This window comes from Catellatospora sp. NPDC049609 (assembly GCF_040675365.1).
In the GTDB taxonomy this organism is placed as follows: domain Bacteria; phylum Actinomycetota; class Actinomycetes; order Mycobacteriales; family Micromonosporaceae; genus Catellatospora.
This window is the reverse complement of the sequence record NZ_JBFAOU010000020.1, coordinates 17,185-33,351: the sequence shown is the minus strand read 5'-3', so window position 1 is coordinate 33,351 and position 16,167 is coordinate 17,185. Positions and strand designations below refer to the sequence as shown.

General features: G+C 73.5%; 16 protein-coding genes. 7 read left to right on the top strand and 9 right to left on the bottom strand.

Annotation, left to right across the window (positions count from 1 at the left end; genetic code table 11):
- The first annotated feature begins 81 nt into the window (after positions 1 to 81).
- Positions 82 to 1,977: a glycoside hydrolase family 3 N-terminal domain-containing protein gene (locus AB0J67_RS08735; protein ID WP_363478232.1), complete on the top strand. Its 1,896-nt coding sequence runs from the start codon at positions 82 to 84 to the stop codon at positions 1,975 to 1,977.
- Positions 1,978 to 2,023: 46 nt separating this feature from the next.
- On the opposite strand, the gene AB0J67_RS08730 is transcribed toward AB0J67_RS08735, so the two are convergent.
- Positions 2,024 to 3,100: an AI-2E family transporter gene (locus tag AB0J67_RS08730; RefSeq protein ID WP_363478230.1), complete on the bottom strand. Its 1,077-nt coding sequence runs from the start codon at positions 3,098 to 3,100 to the stop codon at positions 2,024 to 2,026.
- A gap of 109 nt (positions 3,101 to 3,209) precedes the next feature.
- On the opposite strand from AB0J67_RS08730, the gene AB0J67_RS08725 reads away from it, so the two are divergent.
- Both AB0J67_RS08725 and AB0J67_RS08720 read left to right on the top strand, forming a co-directional pair.
- Positions 3,210 to 4,169, top strand: a complete 960-nt coding sequence (locus tag AB0J67_RS08725) for a DUF1152 domain-containing protein (RefSeq protein WP_363478227.1) — start codon at positions 3,210 to 3,212, stop codon at positions 4,167 to 4,169.
- Between the two features lie 40 nt (positions 4,170 to 4,209).
- On the top strand, positions 4,210 to 4,614 hold the full coding sequence (locus AB0J67_RS08720; protein WP_363478224.1) for a VOC family protein: 405 nt from the start codon (positions 4,210 to 4,212) through the stop codon (positions 4,612 to 4,614).
- Here the strand turns inward: AB0J67_RS08720 and AB0J67_RS08715 are convergent.
- The 5 genes from AB0J67_RS08715 to AB0J67_RS08695 form a co-directional block, all read right to left on the bottom strand.
- Positions 4,572 to 5,282: a DUF4386 domain-containing protein gene (locus AB0J67_RS08715; protein ID WP_363478221.1), complete on the bottom strand. Its 711-nt coding sequence runs from the start codon at positions 5,280 to 5,282 to the stop codon at positions 4,572 to 4,574. The two genes, AB0J67_RS08720 and AB0J67_RS08715, sit on opposite strands and share 43 nt — an antisense overlap.
- A gap of 80 nt (positions 5,283 to 5,362) precedes the next feature.
- Positions 5,363 to 5,587 (bottom strand): helix-turn-helix transcriptional regulator, encoded by a 225-nt coding sequence (locus tag AB0J67_RS08710; RefSeq protein ID WP_363478218.1) that lies wholly within the window; start codon positions 5,585 to 5,587, stop codon positions 5,363 to 5,365.
- The gene (locus tag AB0J67_RS08705; RefSeq protein ID WP_363478215.1) at positions 5,580 to 6,038 is read right to left on the bottom strand and encodes a hypothetical protein; all 459 of its coding nucleotides are present in this window, start codon (positions 6,036 to 6,038) and stop codon (positions 5,580 to 5,582) included. Before AB0J67_RS08705 ends, AB0J67_RS08710 begins: the two co-directional genes overlap by 8 nt.
- Positions 6,039 to 6,135: 97 nt before the next feature.
- The gene (locus AB0J67_RS08700; protein ID WP_363478212.1) at positions 6,136 to 6,651 is read right to left on the bottom strand and encodes a metallophosphoesterase; all 516 of its coding nucleotides are present in this window, start codon (positions 6,649 to 6,651) and stop codon (positions 6,136 to 6,138) included.
- 134 nt (positions 6,652 to 6,785) lie between these two features.
- Entirely contained in the window at positions 6,786 to 7,685 is a 900-nt protein-coding gene (locus AB0J67_RS08695) for a LysR family transcriptional regulator (RefSeq protein WP_363478209.1), read from the bottom strand.
- Positions 7,686 to 7,770: 85 nt separating this feature from the next.
- Between AB0J67_RS08695 and AB0J67_RS08690 the strand changes: the two genes are divergently transcribed.
- The gene (locus AB0J67_RS08690; RefSeq protein WP_363478206.1) at positions 7,771 to 8,643 is read left to right on the top strand and encodes a dihydrodipicolinate synthase family protein; all 873 of its coding nucleotides are present in this window, start codon (positions 7,771 to 7,773) and stop codon (positions 8,641 to 8,643) included.
- Between the two features lie 79 nt (positions 8,644 to 8,722).
- Here the strand turns inward: AB0J67_RS08690 and AB0J67_RS08685 are convergent, their stop codons facing one another.
- Positions 8,723 to 9,157: a DUF4265 domain-containing protein gene (locus tag AB0J67_RS08685; RefSeq protein ID WP_363478203.1), complete on the bottom strand. Its 435-nt coding sequence runs from the start codon at positions 9,155 to 9,157 to the stop codon at positions 8,723 to 8,725.
- A 180-nt stretch (positions 9,158 to 9,337) separates the two neighbouring features.
- Here AB0J67_RS08685 and AB0J67_RS08680 point away from each other — a divergent pair, with 180 nt between their 5' ends.
- From AB0J67_RS08680 to AB0J67_RS08670, 3 genes are all read left to right on the top strand, one after another.
- Positions 9,338 to 9,763, top strand: coding sequence for a hypothetical protein (locus AB0J67_RS08680; RefSeq protein WP_363478200.1), 426 nt, complete (start codon positions 9,338 to 9,340; stop codon positions 9,761 to 9,763).
- Positions 9,764 to 9,938: 175 nt separating this feature from the next.
- Positions 9,939 to 11,852 (top strand): M4 family metallopeptidase, encoded by a 1,914-nt coding sequence (locus tag AB0J67_RS08675; protein WP_363478197.1) that lies wholly within the window; start codon positions 9,939 to 9,941, stop codon positions 11,850 to 11,852.
- Positions 11,853 to 11,939: 87 nt separating this feature from the next.
- Positions 11,940 to 12,365, top strand: coding sequence for a hypothetical protein (locus AB0J67_RS08670; protein WP_363478194.1), 426 nt, complete (start codon positions 11,940 to 11,942; stop codon positions 12,363 to 12,365).
- Between the two features lie 12 nt (positions 12,366 to 12,377).
- Here AB0J67_RS08670 and AB0J67_RS08665 read toward each other — a convergent pair whose 3' ends face one another.
- Both AB0J67_RS08665 and AB0J67_RS08660 read right to left on the bottom strand, forming a co-directional pair.
- Positions 12,378 to 15,647, bottom strand: coding sequence for a BTAD domain-containing putative transcriptional regulator (locus tag AB0J67_RS08665; protein ID WP_363478191.1), 3,270 nt, complete (start codon positions 15,645 to 15,647; stop codon positions 12,378 to 12,380).
- 214 nt (positions 15,648 to 15,861) lie between these two features.
- Positions 15,862 to 16,134: a hypothetical protein gene (locus tag AB0J67_RS08660; protein WP_363478188.1), complete on the bottom strand. Its 273-nt coding sequence runs from the start codon at positions 16,132 to 16,134 to the stop codon at positions 15,862 to 15,864.
- Between the last annotated feature and the right edge of the window lie 33 nt (positions 16,135 to 16,167).

Genomic DNA, 16,167 nt, shown 5'->3' with positions numbered 1-16,167 from the left:
GGCTGGCGGGTGCCATCGACCGCGATGAGGGGCACTCGCGGCCGGTTCGCCATGCGACGAGACCACAGCAGGAGAGGCTCGATGACCACCACCCTGTCCGCCCCGCCGATCGCCCCGCCGCCACCGCCCCGCCGTCCAACCCGCTGGCTGATCGCCGCCGGGCTCGCCCTGGTGCTGCTCGCCGCCGGTGGCGTCTACTTCTTCCTCCGCGACGACGACAGCGGCGGCTTCGACCCCGACGCGCCCTATCTGGACGCGTCCCGCCCGGTCGCCGAGCGGGTCGACGACCTGCTGGGCCGGATGACCCTGGACGAGAAGCTCGGCCAGATGACGCAGGCCGAGCGCAAGGAGGTCGGCGCGGGGGAGGTCACCTCGTACGCCCTGGGCTCGCTGCTGTCCGGCGGCGGCTCGGTGCCGGCCGACAACACGCCGCAGGGCTGGGCCGACATGTACGACGCGTTCCAGACCGAGGCCCTGGCCACCCGCCTGCGCATCCCGATGATCTACGGGGTGGACGCGGTGCACGGCCACAACAACGTCAAGGGCGCCACGATCTTCCCGCACAACATCGGCCTGGGCGCCACCCGCGATCCGGGGCTGGTGCGCCGCATCGGTGAGACCGTCGCGATCGAGGTCACCGCGACCGGTCTGGACTGGGACTTCGCGCCGTGCCTGTGCGTGGCCCGGGACATCCGGTGGGGCCGCACGTACGAGTCGTTCGGCGAGGACCCCGAGATCGCGTCCTCGATGACCACCATCGTGACCGGCCTGCAGGGCGAGCGGCTGGGCGGCCCCAACTCGGTGCTCGCCACCGCGAAGCACTACGTCGGCGACGGCGCCACCAAGGGCGGCAAGGACCAGGGCGACGCCCAGATCGCCGAGGAGGAGCTGCGCAAGATTCACCTGCCGCCGTTCCAGGCCGCGGTCAAGGCCGGGGTCGGCTCGGTGATGATCTCCTTCAGCTCGTTCAACGGCGTCAAGCTGCACGGCCACCGGTACCTGATCACCGACGTGCTCAAGGGCGAGCTGGGCTTCACCGGCTTCGTCGTGTCCGACTGGAACGCCATCGACCAGATCGACGGCGTCCGCGACCAGTTCACTCCGGCCGAGGTCAGCACCGCGATCAACGCGGGCATCGACATGGTGATGGTGCCGGAGCGCTGGCGCGAGTTCATCGCCGTGCTGCGCGACGAGGTCAACGCGGGCACCGTGCCGGTCAGCCGCATCGACGACGCCAACCGGCGCATCCTGACCAAGAAGTTCGAGCTGGGCATGTTCGAGCACCCGATGGCCGACCGCACCCAGTTCGACAAGGTCGGCGCGCAGGCCCACCGGGACCTGGCCCGCCAGGCCGTACGCCAGTCGCAGGTGCTGCTGAAGAACGACGGCATCCTGCCGCTGTCGCCGAAGACGCCGAAGGTGTTCGTGGCCGGCCGCCACGCCGACGACATCGGCCGCCAGTCCGGCGGCTGGACGCTCACCTGGCAGGGCGAGCCGGGCGCCATCACCGACGGCACCACGATCCTGCAGGGCATCAAGGACACGGTCGACCCGGCCACCACGGTCACCTACAGCGCCGACGGCACCGGCCTGGACCGCGGCTACGGCGTCGCCATCGCGGTGGTCGGCGAGGCCCCGTACGCCGAGTACGAGGGCGACCGCCCCGACGGCGTGACCCTGGACCAGTCCGACCTGGAGACCCTCGACCGCCTCCGCGCCTCCGGCGTACCCGTCGTCGTGGTCCTCGTCTCCGGCCGCCCCATGGACGTCACCGCCCGCCTCCCCCGGTGGAAGGCCCTGCTCGCCGCCTGGCTCCCCGGCACCGAGGGCGCCGGCGTGGCCGACGTCCTCTTCGGCGCCCACCCACCCACCGGCAAACTCCCCATGTCCTGGCCCACCACCCCCGACCAGGAACCCGTGAACAAGGGCGACGAGAAGACCCCCCTGTTCCCCTACGGCTTCGGCCTGACCTACTGACCCCCCTCACCCGGCGATCTTGCGTGGACTGTGGGTACGACACGCGCTATTCGGGCTTATCGTCAACAGCTCGCGCAAGATCGTCGGGATCCTGGTCGGCGGGTACGCCGGCCACGGCGGGTCGGGGAGTGCGGAGCAGCTGCACCGTGTGCTGGACTATCGCCGCGACGGGGGCGGCGATCATGACGCCGATGATGCCGGCGAGCAGTCCGCCCACGACGGTGGAGAGCAGGATCGTCAGCGGCCGCATGCGCAGGGCGGCGCCGTAGGCGAAGGGCTGCAGCAGGGTCTGCAGCGTGCCGTTGGCCAGGAACACCACGATGATCATGATCACCGCGGTCTTCGGGCCGCCCGACGCCAGCGCGATGAGCACCGCGTACGCCCCGGCGACCCAGGCGCCCAGGTAGGGCACGTAGTTGCCGAGCAGCGTGATGACCAGCAGTGTGCCGATGAGCGGCACGCCCAGCAGGAGCGCGCCGAGCCCCACCACGGCGGCGTTGAACGCCCCCAGCAGCGTCAGGCCCACCACGTAGCCGCGGATGATCCGCCCCACCTGGTCCATCCAGGGCCGCCCGAGCGGGATCCACGGCTGCGCCGCGCGCGCCATCTGCGGGCCGTCCTTGAGCATGAAGAACGTGGTGAACAGGAAGACGAACCCGCCGATGAACAGGCTCGCGGTGGTGCCCGCCAGGTTGCCCAGCGCCGGGGCGATCCCGGACAGCAGCGTCGAGCTGCGGCTCTTCAGCGAGTCGCGGGCGGACTCCGCGATCGAGCCGACCAGCCCGGCCGAGGTCAGCCACTGGTGCAGGTCGGCCACCGCCTTGTTCAGCGACGCGATCAGCTCGGTCCACTGGCTGGCCAGGCCGGTCACGACCAGGAACACCACGAGCAGGCCCAGGCCGATCAGCAGCAGCACGCCCAGCCCGGCGCCCAGCCCGCGCTTGAGCCCGCGCCGGGCCAGCGCGTCGACGCCGGGCGACAGCGCCAGGGACACGACCAGCGCCCCCAGCAGCGCGATCACCAAGGGTTTGAGCAGAAGTATGAGCACGACGGCGGCGACGACGGCGAGCACGATGCCGACGATCGCCCACGCCTTCGCGCCGGCCGTCCGGAGTGCGTCCATCAGATCCGCCTTCGTCCCTTTAGATCACATTTCATGTTAGGTGACCGCGGGGTCGTCCCGGGCGATAAGCAGCTGCCGGGGGCCGCGCGAGCGGCTACCGTTCCGAGCCATGCATGCGCTGTTCGAACCCCCGGTCTCGCGGCGGCTCCGCGACGCGCGGCACGTGCTGATCGCGGGCGCGGGCGGCGGCTTCGACGTGTACGCGGGGCTGCCGCTGGCTCTCGCGCTGCGCAACGCGGGCACCCGGGTCACCCTGGCGAGCTTCGCCGTCAGCGAGCTCGGGCAGCTGCACCCGGCGGCGTGGGTGCGCACCGGACTGGCCGCGGTGCGGCCGGACAGTGCCGGCAACGACCGCTACTTCCCCGAGCGCACGCTGGCCCGGTGGCTGGCCGGGCAGGGCCACGATCCCGTCGTGTACGCCTTCGCGCGGACCGGTGTGCGCCCGCTGCGCGCCGCGTACCGGGCGCTGGTCGCCTCCCTCGGGATCGACGCGGTCGTGCTCGCCGACGGCGGCACCGACATCCTGATGCGCGGCGACGAGGCCGGGCTCGGCACGCCCGAGGAGGACATGACCAGCCTCGCCGCCGTCGCCGGGCTGGACGTGCCGGTCAAGCTGGTGCTCAGCCTCGGCTTCGGCATCGACTCCCACCACGGCGTGTGCCACGCGCACGTGCTGGAGAACCTCGCCGCGCTGCAGCGCGCCGGGGCGTACCTCGGCGCCTTCTCCATCCCGCCGGGCAGCGCCGAGGCGACGGCGTACCTGGACGCGGTCGCGCACGCGGCGCGGGAGACACCGCTGCACGCCAGCATCGTGAACACGCAGGTGGCCTCGGCGCTGCGCGGCGACTTCGGCGACGTGCACACCACCGCGCGCACCGGCGGCACCGAGCTGTTCGTCAACCCGCTGATGGCGATGTACTTCGCCGCCGACCTGGACGGCCTGGCCCGCCACGTGCACTACCTGGACAGCCTGGAGCGCACGCGGACCCCGATGGAGGTCGCGCTGGCCATCGAGGAGTACCGCGACGGCCTGGACCGCACCCGGGCGCGCCGCCCGATCCCGCACTGACCTTGACCTCAACCGAGGTCGAGGTTGCAGCATGGGCGGCATGACGATCGACCCGCGGGCCCACCTGCGCCTGGCCCGGCCCTCCCGTGACCTGTCCGCCGCCGAGGCTTTCTATGTCGGCGGCCTCGGGCTGTCGGTGCTCTACCGGGCGAGGGCGCAGGCGCCGGGCGAGCACGACCTGCTGATGGTCGGGCTGCCCGGCGCCGCGTGGCATCTGGAACTGGTCGGCGGGGCGAATCTCAACGCGCCGCCGACCCCGACCGACGAGGACCTGTTCGTGCTCTACCTCGCCGGGCCGGTGGACGAGGCCTGGGTGGACCGGCTCGTCGCGGCCGGCGGGCGGCGCGTGTCGCAGGGGCCGTACTGGGACCGCTGGGGCGTCACCGTCGCGGACCCGGACGGCTATCGGCTCGTGCTGTCCACCCGCACCTGGTCCAACGGCTGAACGCCGACCCGGCGCACGCCGACGATCAGCAGGTACAGCAGCAGGCTCAGCTCGCCCACCGTGGTCGGCACTGACACCAGGTCGCGGACCAGGCCCGGCAGGTCCGGCAGCGCGAACGCCAGCACCGGATCGGCGAGCCACGTCACCACGGCCACCACCAGCAGCACGCCGAGCGCGGTCGGGAACAGCGGCGAGCGCCAGGCGACGTACCCCATCGGCAGCAGCCACAGCCCGAACAGGATCCCGCCGAGCACGTACCCGTCGCGGTGCAGGTCGAGCAGCAGCAGGACGAGCGTGTCACCGCTGTTCGCGTACGCGGGTCCGGTCGCGACGAGCAGCGCCCCCGCGTGGAACGCCAGGTTGGCCAGGATGGCCGTGGCACCCGCCGCGACCAGCACCAGCAGCGCGGTCGCGGCGCGGCGGTGCGCGGAGTGCAGCAGCCGGTAGAGGGTGAGCCCGAGCAGCAGGAACGAGGTCGCCATCACGATGTCGGCGGCCAGGCCGAGGCGGAACAGCGTCTCGTGCGCGGCGATGTTGGCGGCGGTGGCGGCGGCGTCGCCGGGCACGTGGACGGTGCCGCGCGCGTACAGCTCGGCGAACCCGCCGAACCCGGCCACGGCCAGGTAGAGCAGCCCGGCGAGGCGGGCGAGTTTCCGGGGGTCGGACATGGCGTCTCCTTGGCCCGTCTCCGGGCACGGTGAGGGGAGGCCGCGTGCCGCGGGCACGTGGACCGTGAGGTGGGGGACTGTTACTCCGCGTCGTCCGGGTACTGGAACACGTCGTCGAGGGGCACCCCGAAGACCCGGGCGATCTGGAACGCCATCTCCAGTGACGGCGAGTATCTGCCCTGCTCGATGGCGATGACGGTCTGCCGGGTGACGCCGATCCGCTCGGCGAGCGCGGCCTGGGTCAGGTCGCCGTGCGCGGCGCGCAGGGCGCGGATGGAGTTGGTGACGCGGGTGGGCTTAACCATGGAACGCCCCGCGATAGGCGCGGATCTTGGCGACCGCGCCCCAGGTGGTGCCGACCGCGCCGATGAGGAACAGGGCGTTGCCGATCCAGAACTGGTCGGCCCGCAGCATCGCGAGCACCAGCACCGCGGCGGCGCCGAACCCCATGATCGCCTGCGCGAGCCGGTCGCCGTGCCGGCTGATCTCGCGGTCGCGTACGTCCGTCTCGGCCTTGACATCGCGGGTGGCGATCGCCGCCGCGATGGAGCCGACGATGGTGCCGACGATGACGGCGCCGATCGACCACAGCATCGGCCCGACCCAGGCCACCTCGGCGGCCGGCTGGCGCAGCAGCCGCGGGATCACCACGGCGAAGTAGGCCAGGGTGCTGACCGGGACGAGGATCAGCGCGCACCAGGTGTTGCGCTCTTCGAAGGTCATGGGCACGCGCTCGGAGTCGGCCTCGGGGGTCATGACGGCATCCTCTCGCGCGGGGCGGCGGCGGGTCGACGCGCACCACCATGTAAAGAATTCTTGACAGCCTCACGGTAGGCCCTCGTGCGACGCTGTGTCAAGAATTCTTTACATGTATGGGCGGCAGCGCTCGCAGCTCGACCCCGTCGAGGCGGCCGTTCAGGACCCACGCCGTCATAAAGGTGTGCTGCGGCTGTCGCCGCCGGTCGGTCGGCGAGCCCGGGTTCAGCAGCCGCAGGCCGTTCGGCGCGGTGCTGTCCCACGGGATGTGCGAGTGGCCGAACACCAGCACGTCGGTGTCCGGGAACGACGCCGCGCAACGCCGCTCGCGCCCGCCCGCCGGCCCGGTCTCGTGGACCACCGCCAGGCGCAGCCCGGCCAGCTCGGCGCGGGCGACCTCGGGCAGCCGGGCGCGCAGTGCCGGGCCGTCGTTGTTGCCGTACACCGCGACGAGGCGGCGCGAGCGGGCCTCCAGCGCGTCGAGCAGGGCCACGTCGACCCAGTCTCCGGCGTGGACGACCACGTCGGCCTCGTCGACCGCCGCCCACAGCGCGGCGGGCAGGTCCTTGGCCCGCTTCGGCACGTGCGTGTCCGCCATGATCACCAGTCGCACGCCCCCACGCTACGCCCCGCCCGTCCCGGCCCCCGAGATCGTCCGACTTGCCTGGCAGATGGGCGAATGAGGTCCCAAGATACGCACAGGTGCCAGGCAAGTCGGGCGATCTTGCGGGGGCGGGGCGGCGGAGGTCAGTGGAGGGAGGCGAGGTAGGTGGTGGTGGCGGTGCGGACGGCGGCGGTGCAGGCGGCGACAGCGGGGTGGCCGGCCGAGCCGCGGCGGTACGCCAGCCGGGTGCGCCGGCGCGAGGGCAGCGGCACCAGGCGCACGCCGGGCGGCGGCTGGACGGCGCCGAGCTGCGGCACCAGGGCCACCCCCTGCCCGGCCGCGACCAGGGCCAGCACCGCGGTGAAGTCGTCGGCGTGATGGCGCACCCGCGGCTGGTAGCCCGCCGCCTGGCAGGTGCGCAGCGCGACGGTGTGGCACAGCGTGCCGGGTGCGCTGACGATCCAGTCGCTGTGCTCGACCCCGCCGATCGGGTCCCCGGCGACGGGATGGTCGCCGGGCAGCGCGAGGAAGACCGTCTCGTCCAGCAGCGGCTCGGACTCCACCGTCGGGTCGGGCGTGGCCGGCGCCAGGTCGTAGTCGTGCAGCAGCGCCACGTCCAGCCTGCGGTCGCGCAGCGCGTCGGGCATGTCGACCGGGTCCAGCTCGGTGACCATCAGGTCCAGCGCCGGGTGCTCCCGCCCGAGCGCGACCAGCGCCGCGGGCAGCAGCGTGCGTACGGCGGTCGGGAACGCGCCGATCCGGACGGTGCCGTGCAGGCCGCTGCGGGCCGCGGCGAGCGTCGCCGCCGCCGCCTCCAGCGCGGCCAGCACGGTCTCGGCGTGCCGCACCAGCGCCGTGCCGGCCGGGGTGAGCGTCACGCCGCGCCCGGTGCGTTCCAGCAGCGGCACGCCCGCCTCCCGTTGCAGCGCCGCGAGCTGCTGCGACACGGCCGAGGGGGAGTAGGTGTGGGCCTGCGCCACGGCGGCGATGGTGCCGAGCCGGGCCAGGTCGCGCAGCAGCCGCAGGCGGCGTACGTCGAGCATCGGCCCAGCATACGGAAGCTCGACTTACGGATCACTTCAGGAATCGGAGCTGGTCCTTCCGGATCCGCGCCGGGAGCATGAGGGCATGACGACGTTGCATGGTCTCTGGATCCCACTGGTCACCCCGTTCGGCAGGGGCGGTGCGCCGGCGCTCGACGCGCTGGAGCGCCTCGCCCGGGAGAGCCTCGACGAGGGCGCGACCGGGCTGGTCGCGCTCGGCACCACCGGCGAGCCGGGCTCGCTGACCGAGCCGGAGAAGCGCGCCGTCGTCGACACCGTGGCGCGGGTGTGCCGCGAGCGCTCCGCCCCGCTGATCGTCGGCGCGGCCACCGCCGACGCCCTGGCCTCGCTCGTCGAGATCCCCGAGGTGGTGGCGGCGCTGACGGTGGTGCCGCCGTTCGTGCGGCCCGGCGAGGCCGGGGTGGTGGCCCACTTCGCCCGGCTGGCCGCGGCGAGCCCCGTGCCGCTGGTCGCCTACGACATCCCGTACCGCACGGGGCAGTACCTGTCCGTGGACGCGCTGCGGCGGCTGGCCGCGATCCCCGGCGTGGCCGGGGTGAAGTACGCCGTCGGCGGCCTCAACGAGGACACGGTCGCGCTGCTGGCCGACCCGCCGCCGCACTTCGCCGTGCTCGGCGGCGACGACACGTTCATCTCGCCGCTGCTGGCGCTGGGCGCGCACGGCGGCATCCTGGCCTCGGCCCACCTCGCCACGGCACAGTTCGCGCAGCTCATCGAGGCCTGGCGGGCCGGTGACGCGATCCGGGCGCGGGCGCTGGGCCACCGGCTCGCGCCGCTGTCGAAGGCGCTGTTCGCCGAGCCGAACCCGACCGTGGTCAAGGCGGCGCTGCACGCGCAGGGCCGCATCCCCACCGCCGCGGTGCGCCCGCCGCTGCTCGACGCGCACCCCGACTCGACCGCGGCGGCGCTCAAGCAGCTCGCCGAGGTGGGCGGCTGACCGACCCCGCGCCGGGGGTGTCCGGGCAGCGCGCCGCGCCCGCCGTCGGGCAGGGGTGAGGTGCGCGCCGGACTCCCGGTCAGTCCGTGCCGAACTGCCACTCCATGCCGGGGATGTGCTCGCCGGCCTCGGCCATGACCGCCTCGACGGTCTCGCGCCCGGCCGTGCTCGGCACGGTGACCACCGCGAACTGCCGCTGCGGCGGGGCCTCGACGTAGCCGCCGAGCGACTCGAAGGCCTTGGCCAGCCAGGCCATCGCATGGTCGTCGAGCGGCGGGTCGGCGTACACCTGCACGCTGTCGTTCGGCCCGCGGCGCACCACCTGGAAACCGCTGGACTGCAGCACCACGACGTCGCCCGCGGCCGCGCCGGTCACCACGCCGGGGCTGCCGAGCAGCTCGACCAGGCCGCCGGGCAGCGACCGCGCGGGCAGTACCTCGGTGACGAGCTCGCCGTCGGGCTCGACTACGGCGAGGCGGATGTGGCCGTACGAGTCGGCGGCGTCGTCAGTCATGGCGAGGATCATGCCAGCCCGCCCGCGCCGGCGGAACACGGCCCGCAGGCGGCGCAGGCCGTGACGTCGGCCGACGACGCGGGGACGGGATGCCGGCCGACTGTCATGATCGAATACGGGGCAGTGAGACATTCGGATGCTTGTTAGCCTGCATCCTTGCGGCTCACGAGGGAGAATGACGTGCTCAAACGTTGGCTTGTCCGGACCGCGGCGGTGCTGGCCGTCGCGGTCTCGTCCATGGGGCTCGGCGCGGCTCCGGCAGCGGCCGGTCCCAGCGGCTACTTCTGCTCCGGCTGGGTCTCGAACGGAGTCATCGACTTCGAGGCCTGCATGATCACGAACTGGCCGTCGCCCAACAAGGCGACCTACGTGCTCTACCTTGAGAACACCTCGCCGAGCGCGGTGTCGTTCAGCTACTCGCTGTCCAAGCGGCAGAACGGCTCACTGGTCACCTGCACCACCTCTTCGATGACGCTCGGCGGCTACGGGTCGGACGAGGTCGAGTGCCAGGGCAACCTGAACTTCGGCTGGACCTACCGCGCCGAGGGCACGACGTCCCGGGCGGGCATCACCAAGATCGCTCGGGGCAGCACCGTCACCTGGTAGCGCGTCCACATCCGTGCGGAGCGAAGGGGGCCCGGATCCGGGTCCCCTTCGCCGTGCCCCTGACGACGGCACCGGCAGGTGCCGCACCACCTGCGGCACAACCCTTCCACAACCCCGTGACAGCCGCGCCCGCGTACCCCTGTGGGCACATCGCAGTCACGGAAGGAAGGTCGAGATGAGACGCATCTCCATGGTGCTCGCCGCGGTGCTGCTGTGCAGCGGCGCGGTGGCGCTGTCCACCACCACCGCGCAGGCGGCGGGCACGCCCGAGGACGCGGCGATCGCCCGCGCCCTGGACTACATCAAGCAGAACCCGGAGGCGGTACGCACCGCCGAGGGCGACCGGTACGAGGTGTGGAAGGCCGGCATCGCCGAGACCGGGTTCGCGCACGTGCGGTTCACCCGGTCGTTCAAGGGCCTGCCGGTGACCGGCGGCGACTTCGTCGTGCACCTCACCCCGCAGGGCGCCCTCGACGGGTTCTCCGTGGGGCTGGACAAGCCGCTCGCCGTCGACACCGCGCCGAAGATCAGCGCGGACGAGGCGGCCGCCAAGGCGAAGGAGCAGCTGCGGGCCATCGAGGTCGGCACCCCGAAGCTGCTCGTCGACGCGGCGGGCGGCACCGGCCGGCTGGCCTGGCAGCTGCCGGTGACGCTGGCCGAGGGCCTGGCCGACGCCACCGTCGACGCGACCGAGGGCCGGGTGCTGCGAGCCCTGCCGGACGAGCACACCGCGACCGGCACCGGCCACAGCGTCTACAGCGGCACGGTCAGCCTCAGCACCACGGGGTCGGCGCTGCTGCTCTACCGGACCATCGACCCGCTGCGCGGCAACTCCCGCACCTGCAACATGAACAACGCGATGTCAGGCGCCTGCACCACGTTCACCGACGTCAACAACATCTGGGGCGACGGCAACCCGCTGACCACGCAGACCGCGGCGGTGGACGTGCACTACGGCGCGGCCAACGCGTGGGACTACTTCAAGTACCGGCACGGCCGCAACGGCATCTTCGGCGACGGCACCGGCGTCGAGTCACGCGTGCACCGCGGCGACGAGTGGGTCAACGCCAGCTGGAGCCTGAGCCAGAAGGTGATGCAGTACGGCGACGGCGTCGACAACGCCCACCCGCTGGTCGCGCTCGACGTCGTGGGCCACGAGATGACGCACGGCGTGACCCAGGCCGAGATCCCGCCGAGCGGCCTGATCTACAGCGGCGAGTCGGGCGGTCTCAACGAGACCACCAGCGACATCTTCGGCACCATGGCCGAGTTCTACGCCGCCAACAGCAACGACCCGGCGGACTACAGGATCGGCGAGGAGCTGGACCTGTTCGGCAACGGCGAGCCGCTGCGGTACATGAACCAGCCGTCGCTGGACGGTGCCTCGGCCGACTGCTACTACCCCGGCGTCGGCAACCTCGACGTGCACTACTCCTCGGGCGTGGGCAACCACTTCTTCTTCCTGCTGGCCCAGGGCAGCGGGAACACCTTCTACGGCAGCAGCACCACCTGCAACGGCGCCGACATCGTCGGCATCGGCCGGACGAAGGCCGCGAAGATCTGGTACCACGCGCTGGCGAACTACTTCACCGCCGACGAGTCGTTCGCCGACGCCCGGGCCGACACCCTGGCGGCCGCGGCCGAGCTGTACGGCAAGTGCGGCACCACGTACCGCAGCGTCGCGCGGGCGTGGAGCGCGGTCGGCGTCGGCCCGTCGCTGCTGTGGCAGTGCCTGACCATCCCGATCTGGGACCTGGTCTGGGAGGAGTGGCCGCGCAACCCGATCCCGGACCCGGGCCCGTACAAGTGGCTCCACAAGATCCAGGAGAAGGGCACCCTGGAGACCATCGAGGTGGGCGTGAACATCATCCACCCGCGCCGCGGTGACCTGCGCATCTGGCTGGTCTCGCCGGCGGGCAAGGAGTACCTGCTCAAGGCGCCCAACCGGGAGGACCGGGAGGCCGATGTGACCGAGGTGTTCCAGGTCAAGCTGGGCGGCGTCGTCGAGCCGGGCGAATGGGCGCTGGTCGTGGAGGACACGGTCAAGGGCGAGAGCGGCAACGTCAACGGCTGGAGCCTGCTCTACTGATCCGCGCGAGGTGCCTGGCCGCCGGCCGCAGGGCCGGTGGCCAGGCACACAACCTTTCCACAACCCGCCCGGCCTAGCGTGCCGGGCATGACACGCTTCGCGCGCTGGCTCAGCGCCTCAGCTCTGGCACTGTTGGCGACGATCGTGCTGCTGCCGCAGCCCGCGGCGGCGGCCCAGATGCCGTGCGGCAAGGACTGCGCGGTCATCTACCGCGACGCGATCTGCTGGGAGAAGGACTGGTGCACCGTTCCCTTCGACGTCAAGGGCACCGTGCCCAGGGGAGGGTTCACGGTGGCGTTCCGCACCGCCGACGGCACCGCGCTGGCCCCGGCCGACTACCGCCCGCTGCGCGACGGCGTCCTGCCGGTCTACAAGGAAGCCACCTACCACCTGCTGGTCTTCGTCGAGGGGGACAGCGAGCTGGAGGGCGAGGAGGCCTTCCTGATCGAGTACCTCGACCGCGAGGGCCGCATCCAGGCCACCGCGAAGGTGACCGTCCGCGACGCGTCGTAGCACCGACCCTCCTCAGGGAGTGCAGGTCCCGCCCTTGCCGGCCGCTCGGGCGGGGCCTGCACCGCGCAGGTGGCGCGTGGCGGAGGTGAACGTCGCGGCGAGGCGGTCGGCCTCGTCGAGGGCGTCGGCCTTGCGGAACAGGTCCACGGCCAGCTGCCACTGCTCCTGCGCGGTCGCCGGGTCGCCGGTGCGGTGGGCCAGGTCGCCCAGGTCGCGGGCCAGTTCGGCGGCCTCGTAGGTGTCCGGCGCGCGGGTGCGCACCGCCTGCGCCAGCCGCAGGTAGCCGCCCGCCGCGACGGTGTCGTCATGGCGCAGGTGCGTGCGGCCGATGTTGGCCAGCGCGGTCGCCTCCAGGTGCCGGTCGGCGATCTCCTGGCTCAGCGCCAGCGCCTGCCCGAACTGGTCGAGCGCGGCCGCGCGGTCGCCGCGGCGCAGGTGCGCCACGCCGATCCAGTTGCGGGTGGCGGCCTCGTGGCGGCGGTCGCCGCTGTGCCGGCGTACGGCCAGCGCCGCGCCCAGGTGCGACAGCGCCGCGTCGTAGTCGGCCAGGGCCAGGTGGGCCTGGCCGAGGCCGCTCAGCGCGGCCGCCTCCAGGCGGGCGTTGGGCAGCTCGCGGCCCGCCGCCAGGGCGCGGGACAGGTACTCGGCGCCGAGCTCGGCGCGTCCCATCCGGACGTACGCGTCGCCGATGTTGTTGAGCGCCAGCGCGATCCCGAGCGCGTTGCCGATCGACGTGTGCAGGACCAGGGCCTGCTGGTACGCCTGCACCGCGTCGTCGTAGCGGCGCAGCCCGGCGCCGGCCACCGCGATGTTGTTGTGCACGTGGCCCTCGCCGCGCACGTCGCCGCAGCGGCGCATCAGCGTCAGCGACGAGTGCAGCACGTCCAGCGCCTCGTCGAAGCGGCGCGTCATGATCAGGGCGACGCCGAGGCCGCTGCGCATCAGGCCCTCGGCGGCGGGGTCGCCGGTGCGGGCCGCCGCGGCGACACCCCACCGGCACAGCTCGACCCGCTCCTCCCAGTGCCCGCGCGAGTCGAAGAACCCGGTCAGCAGGTACGTCAGCTGCCACGCGGCCGTGTCGCGGCCCTGCTCGGCGGCGTGGCGGACCACCGCCAGCAGTCCCGCGCGCTCGCGGTCGAGGAAGTCCAGCGCGGCGTGGTGGTCGGCGGGGAACGGCAGCACCGCGGGCGGGTGGGCCAGCACCGGGGTGACCCGGTCGCGGCCGGGGTCGACCAGGCGGTTGGCGGCGTCGGCGACGGCGGTGTACCAGTCGACGATGCGGGCCAGGGCCTCGTCGCGGGCCGCGGGCGGCTCCTCGGCCAGCGCGCACTCGCGGGCGTAGAGGCGCAGCAGGTCGTGGCAGCGGAACCGGTCCGGCCCGACCTCGCCCACCAGGTGCGCGGCGACCAGCTCGTCCAGCACGCGCCGGGCGGCGGCGGGCGTGACCCCGCCCGCGGCCGCCGCCAGGTGCGCCGTGAACGACGGGCCGGGATGCAGCCCGAGCAGCCGGAACAGCCGCGCCGCCGGGGCAGGCAGCGCCCGGTACGCCGAGGCGAACACCGTACGCACGCTGCGGTTGTCCCCGGCCACCGACAGCCCGTCCAGCCGGTCCTCGCACGCCAGCTCGGCGGTCAGCTCGGCGAGGGTGCGGCCGGGGCGCGCGGTGAGCTTGGCCGCGGCGATGCGCAGCGCCAGCGGCATCCCGCCGCACAGCTCGGCCAGGCGGGCGGCGTCGGCGGGTTCACGCTCGACCCGGGCGCGGCCGATCACCTCGGCGAGCAGCGCGACGGCCTCGTGCCGGTCGAGCGCGTCCAGGCCGACCGCGTGCACCGCGTGGTGGGTGCTCAGCGCGGTGGGCTGGCTGCGGCTGGTCACCAGCAGCAGGCTCGACGGGGTCGGCGGCACCAGCGGCAGCACCTGCTCGGCCCCGCCCGCGTCGTCGAGCACCACCAGCACCCGGCGCTCGCGCAGCAGGGTGCGGTAGAGCGCCGACCGGGCCGAGGTCTCGGCCGGGATGCGCCCGGCCGGCACGCCGAGGCTGGTCAGCACGCGGGCCAGCGCGTCGGCGGGGGTGAGCGCGTGCGCCGGGTCGTGCCCGGCCAGGTCCACGAACAGCTGCCCGTCGGGGAAGTGCCCGGCGGCGGTATGCGCCCACTGCACGGCCAGCGCCGACTTGCCCATGCCGGCCGGCCCCGCCACGAACGCGATGCGCGGCTGCGGCCCCAGCTGGGACAGCAGCTCGTCCAGGGTGGACAGGGCTCCTTCGCGCCCGGTGAAGTGCCCGGCAGGGCTGGGCAGCTCCGCGGGCACCGGCTCGGCGTACCCGCCCGCCGTGCCCGCAGCGGACGTGGCCGCGCCCGATCCTGCCGCCGGGCGCCGCCCTCGCGATGTCACGGTGGGCCCGCGGTGCCCGGCACCGGCCGACCCGACCCCGCTCGCGGAGCCGGAGCCAGAACCGGAGCCGGAACCAGGGCCGTGGGCGGGTCCGGCGGGCGCCAGGGACGGGTCCTCGCGCAGGATCGCGGTGTGCAGGCGCTGCAGCTCCTGGCCGGGGTCGGTGCCCAGCTCGTCGGCCAGGTGCGCGCGCAGCCGCCGGTACGCCTCCAGCGCGTCGGCGGCCCGGCCGCACCGGTAGAGGGCCAGCATGGACAGCCCGACCAGGCGCTCCCGGTGCGGGTGCGTCACCAGCAGCCGCTCCAGCTCGCCGACCGCGGCGTGGTGGCGGCCCAGCCGCAGTTCGGCGTCCCACAGCTCCTCGACCGCGCACAGGCGCACCTCGTTGAGCCGGGCGGCCTCGGCGGCGGCCCAGCCGGTGGGCTCGCCGTCGACCAGCGCGTCCCCGCGCCACAGCGCCAGGCCCTCGCGCAGCTCCCGGGCGGCCTGCTCGGGTGCGCTGTCGCCGAGGTGGCGCCGCGCCGAGGCCACGATGGACTCGAACAGGTGCGCGTCGACCGACTGCACCGGGATGTCCAGCACGTACCCGGCGTGCCGGGTGTGCAGGGTGTCCGGCAGCCCGCACGCCTCCAAGGCCTGCCGCACTCGCGCGATGTGGCTGTGCAGGGTCTTCACGGCGGTGCGCGGCGGATCCCAGCCCCACAGCGCGTCGATGAGCCGCGGCTGGTGCACGACCGTGCCCGCGTTCATCGCCAGCACCGCGAGCAGCGCCCGCTGGCGCGCGCCGGACAGCGCCGCCGGTCCGTCGGCCCCGGCCACCTCGATCGGCCCGAGGATGCGTACCCCCGGCTGCCGGGCGGTGGCCGGACGGGCGCTGGTGGGGCTCATCGCCGACTCCCTTCCCGACGCCCGCCGCCGCCCCGGGCAAGGCCGCGGCATCACGTCGCCCTCAGGTTGGCAAAGCCCCCGCCCGTTCGGCTCCCCTCTGTCGCGATGCCGTCGAAAGCGAAAGGAAGGGCACCTTCTTAACGCTATGTGTATAAGAAGGTGCCCTTCCTAACGCGACAGCGTCGCGCGCCGAGGCGGTGGCCGCGCAGCGGCGTCAGGCGGTCCAGCCGAGCCAGGTCTCGCCCGCGCTGATCGCGGCGAACCAGATGGCCACGGCCGCGATCGGGACCAGCGGCACCAGGAACGGCCGGGCGGACCACAGGTGGATCGCGGTGAACAGCAGCGCCGCCCACACCGCCAACAGCAGGATCACCGCCCACAGCGGCGCGACCAGGCCGCTGGCCAGGTAGTACGGCAGCAGCACGAGGTGCGCCACGATGCCGAGCACGCGCACGACCTTGGCTGCGAGGGACGGCGACTCCGCCACGATGACCTCCCGGATCGGTTGAGGGCAGCGTGG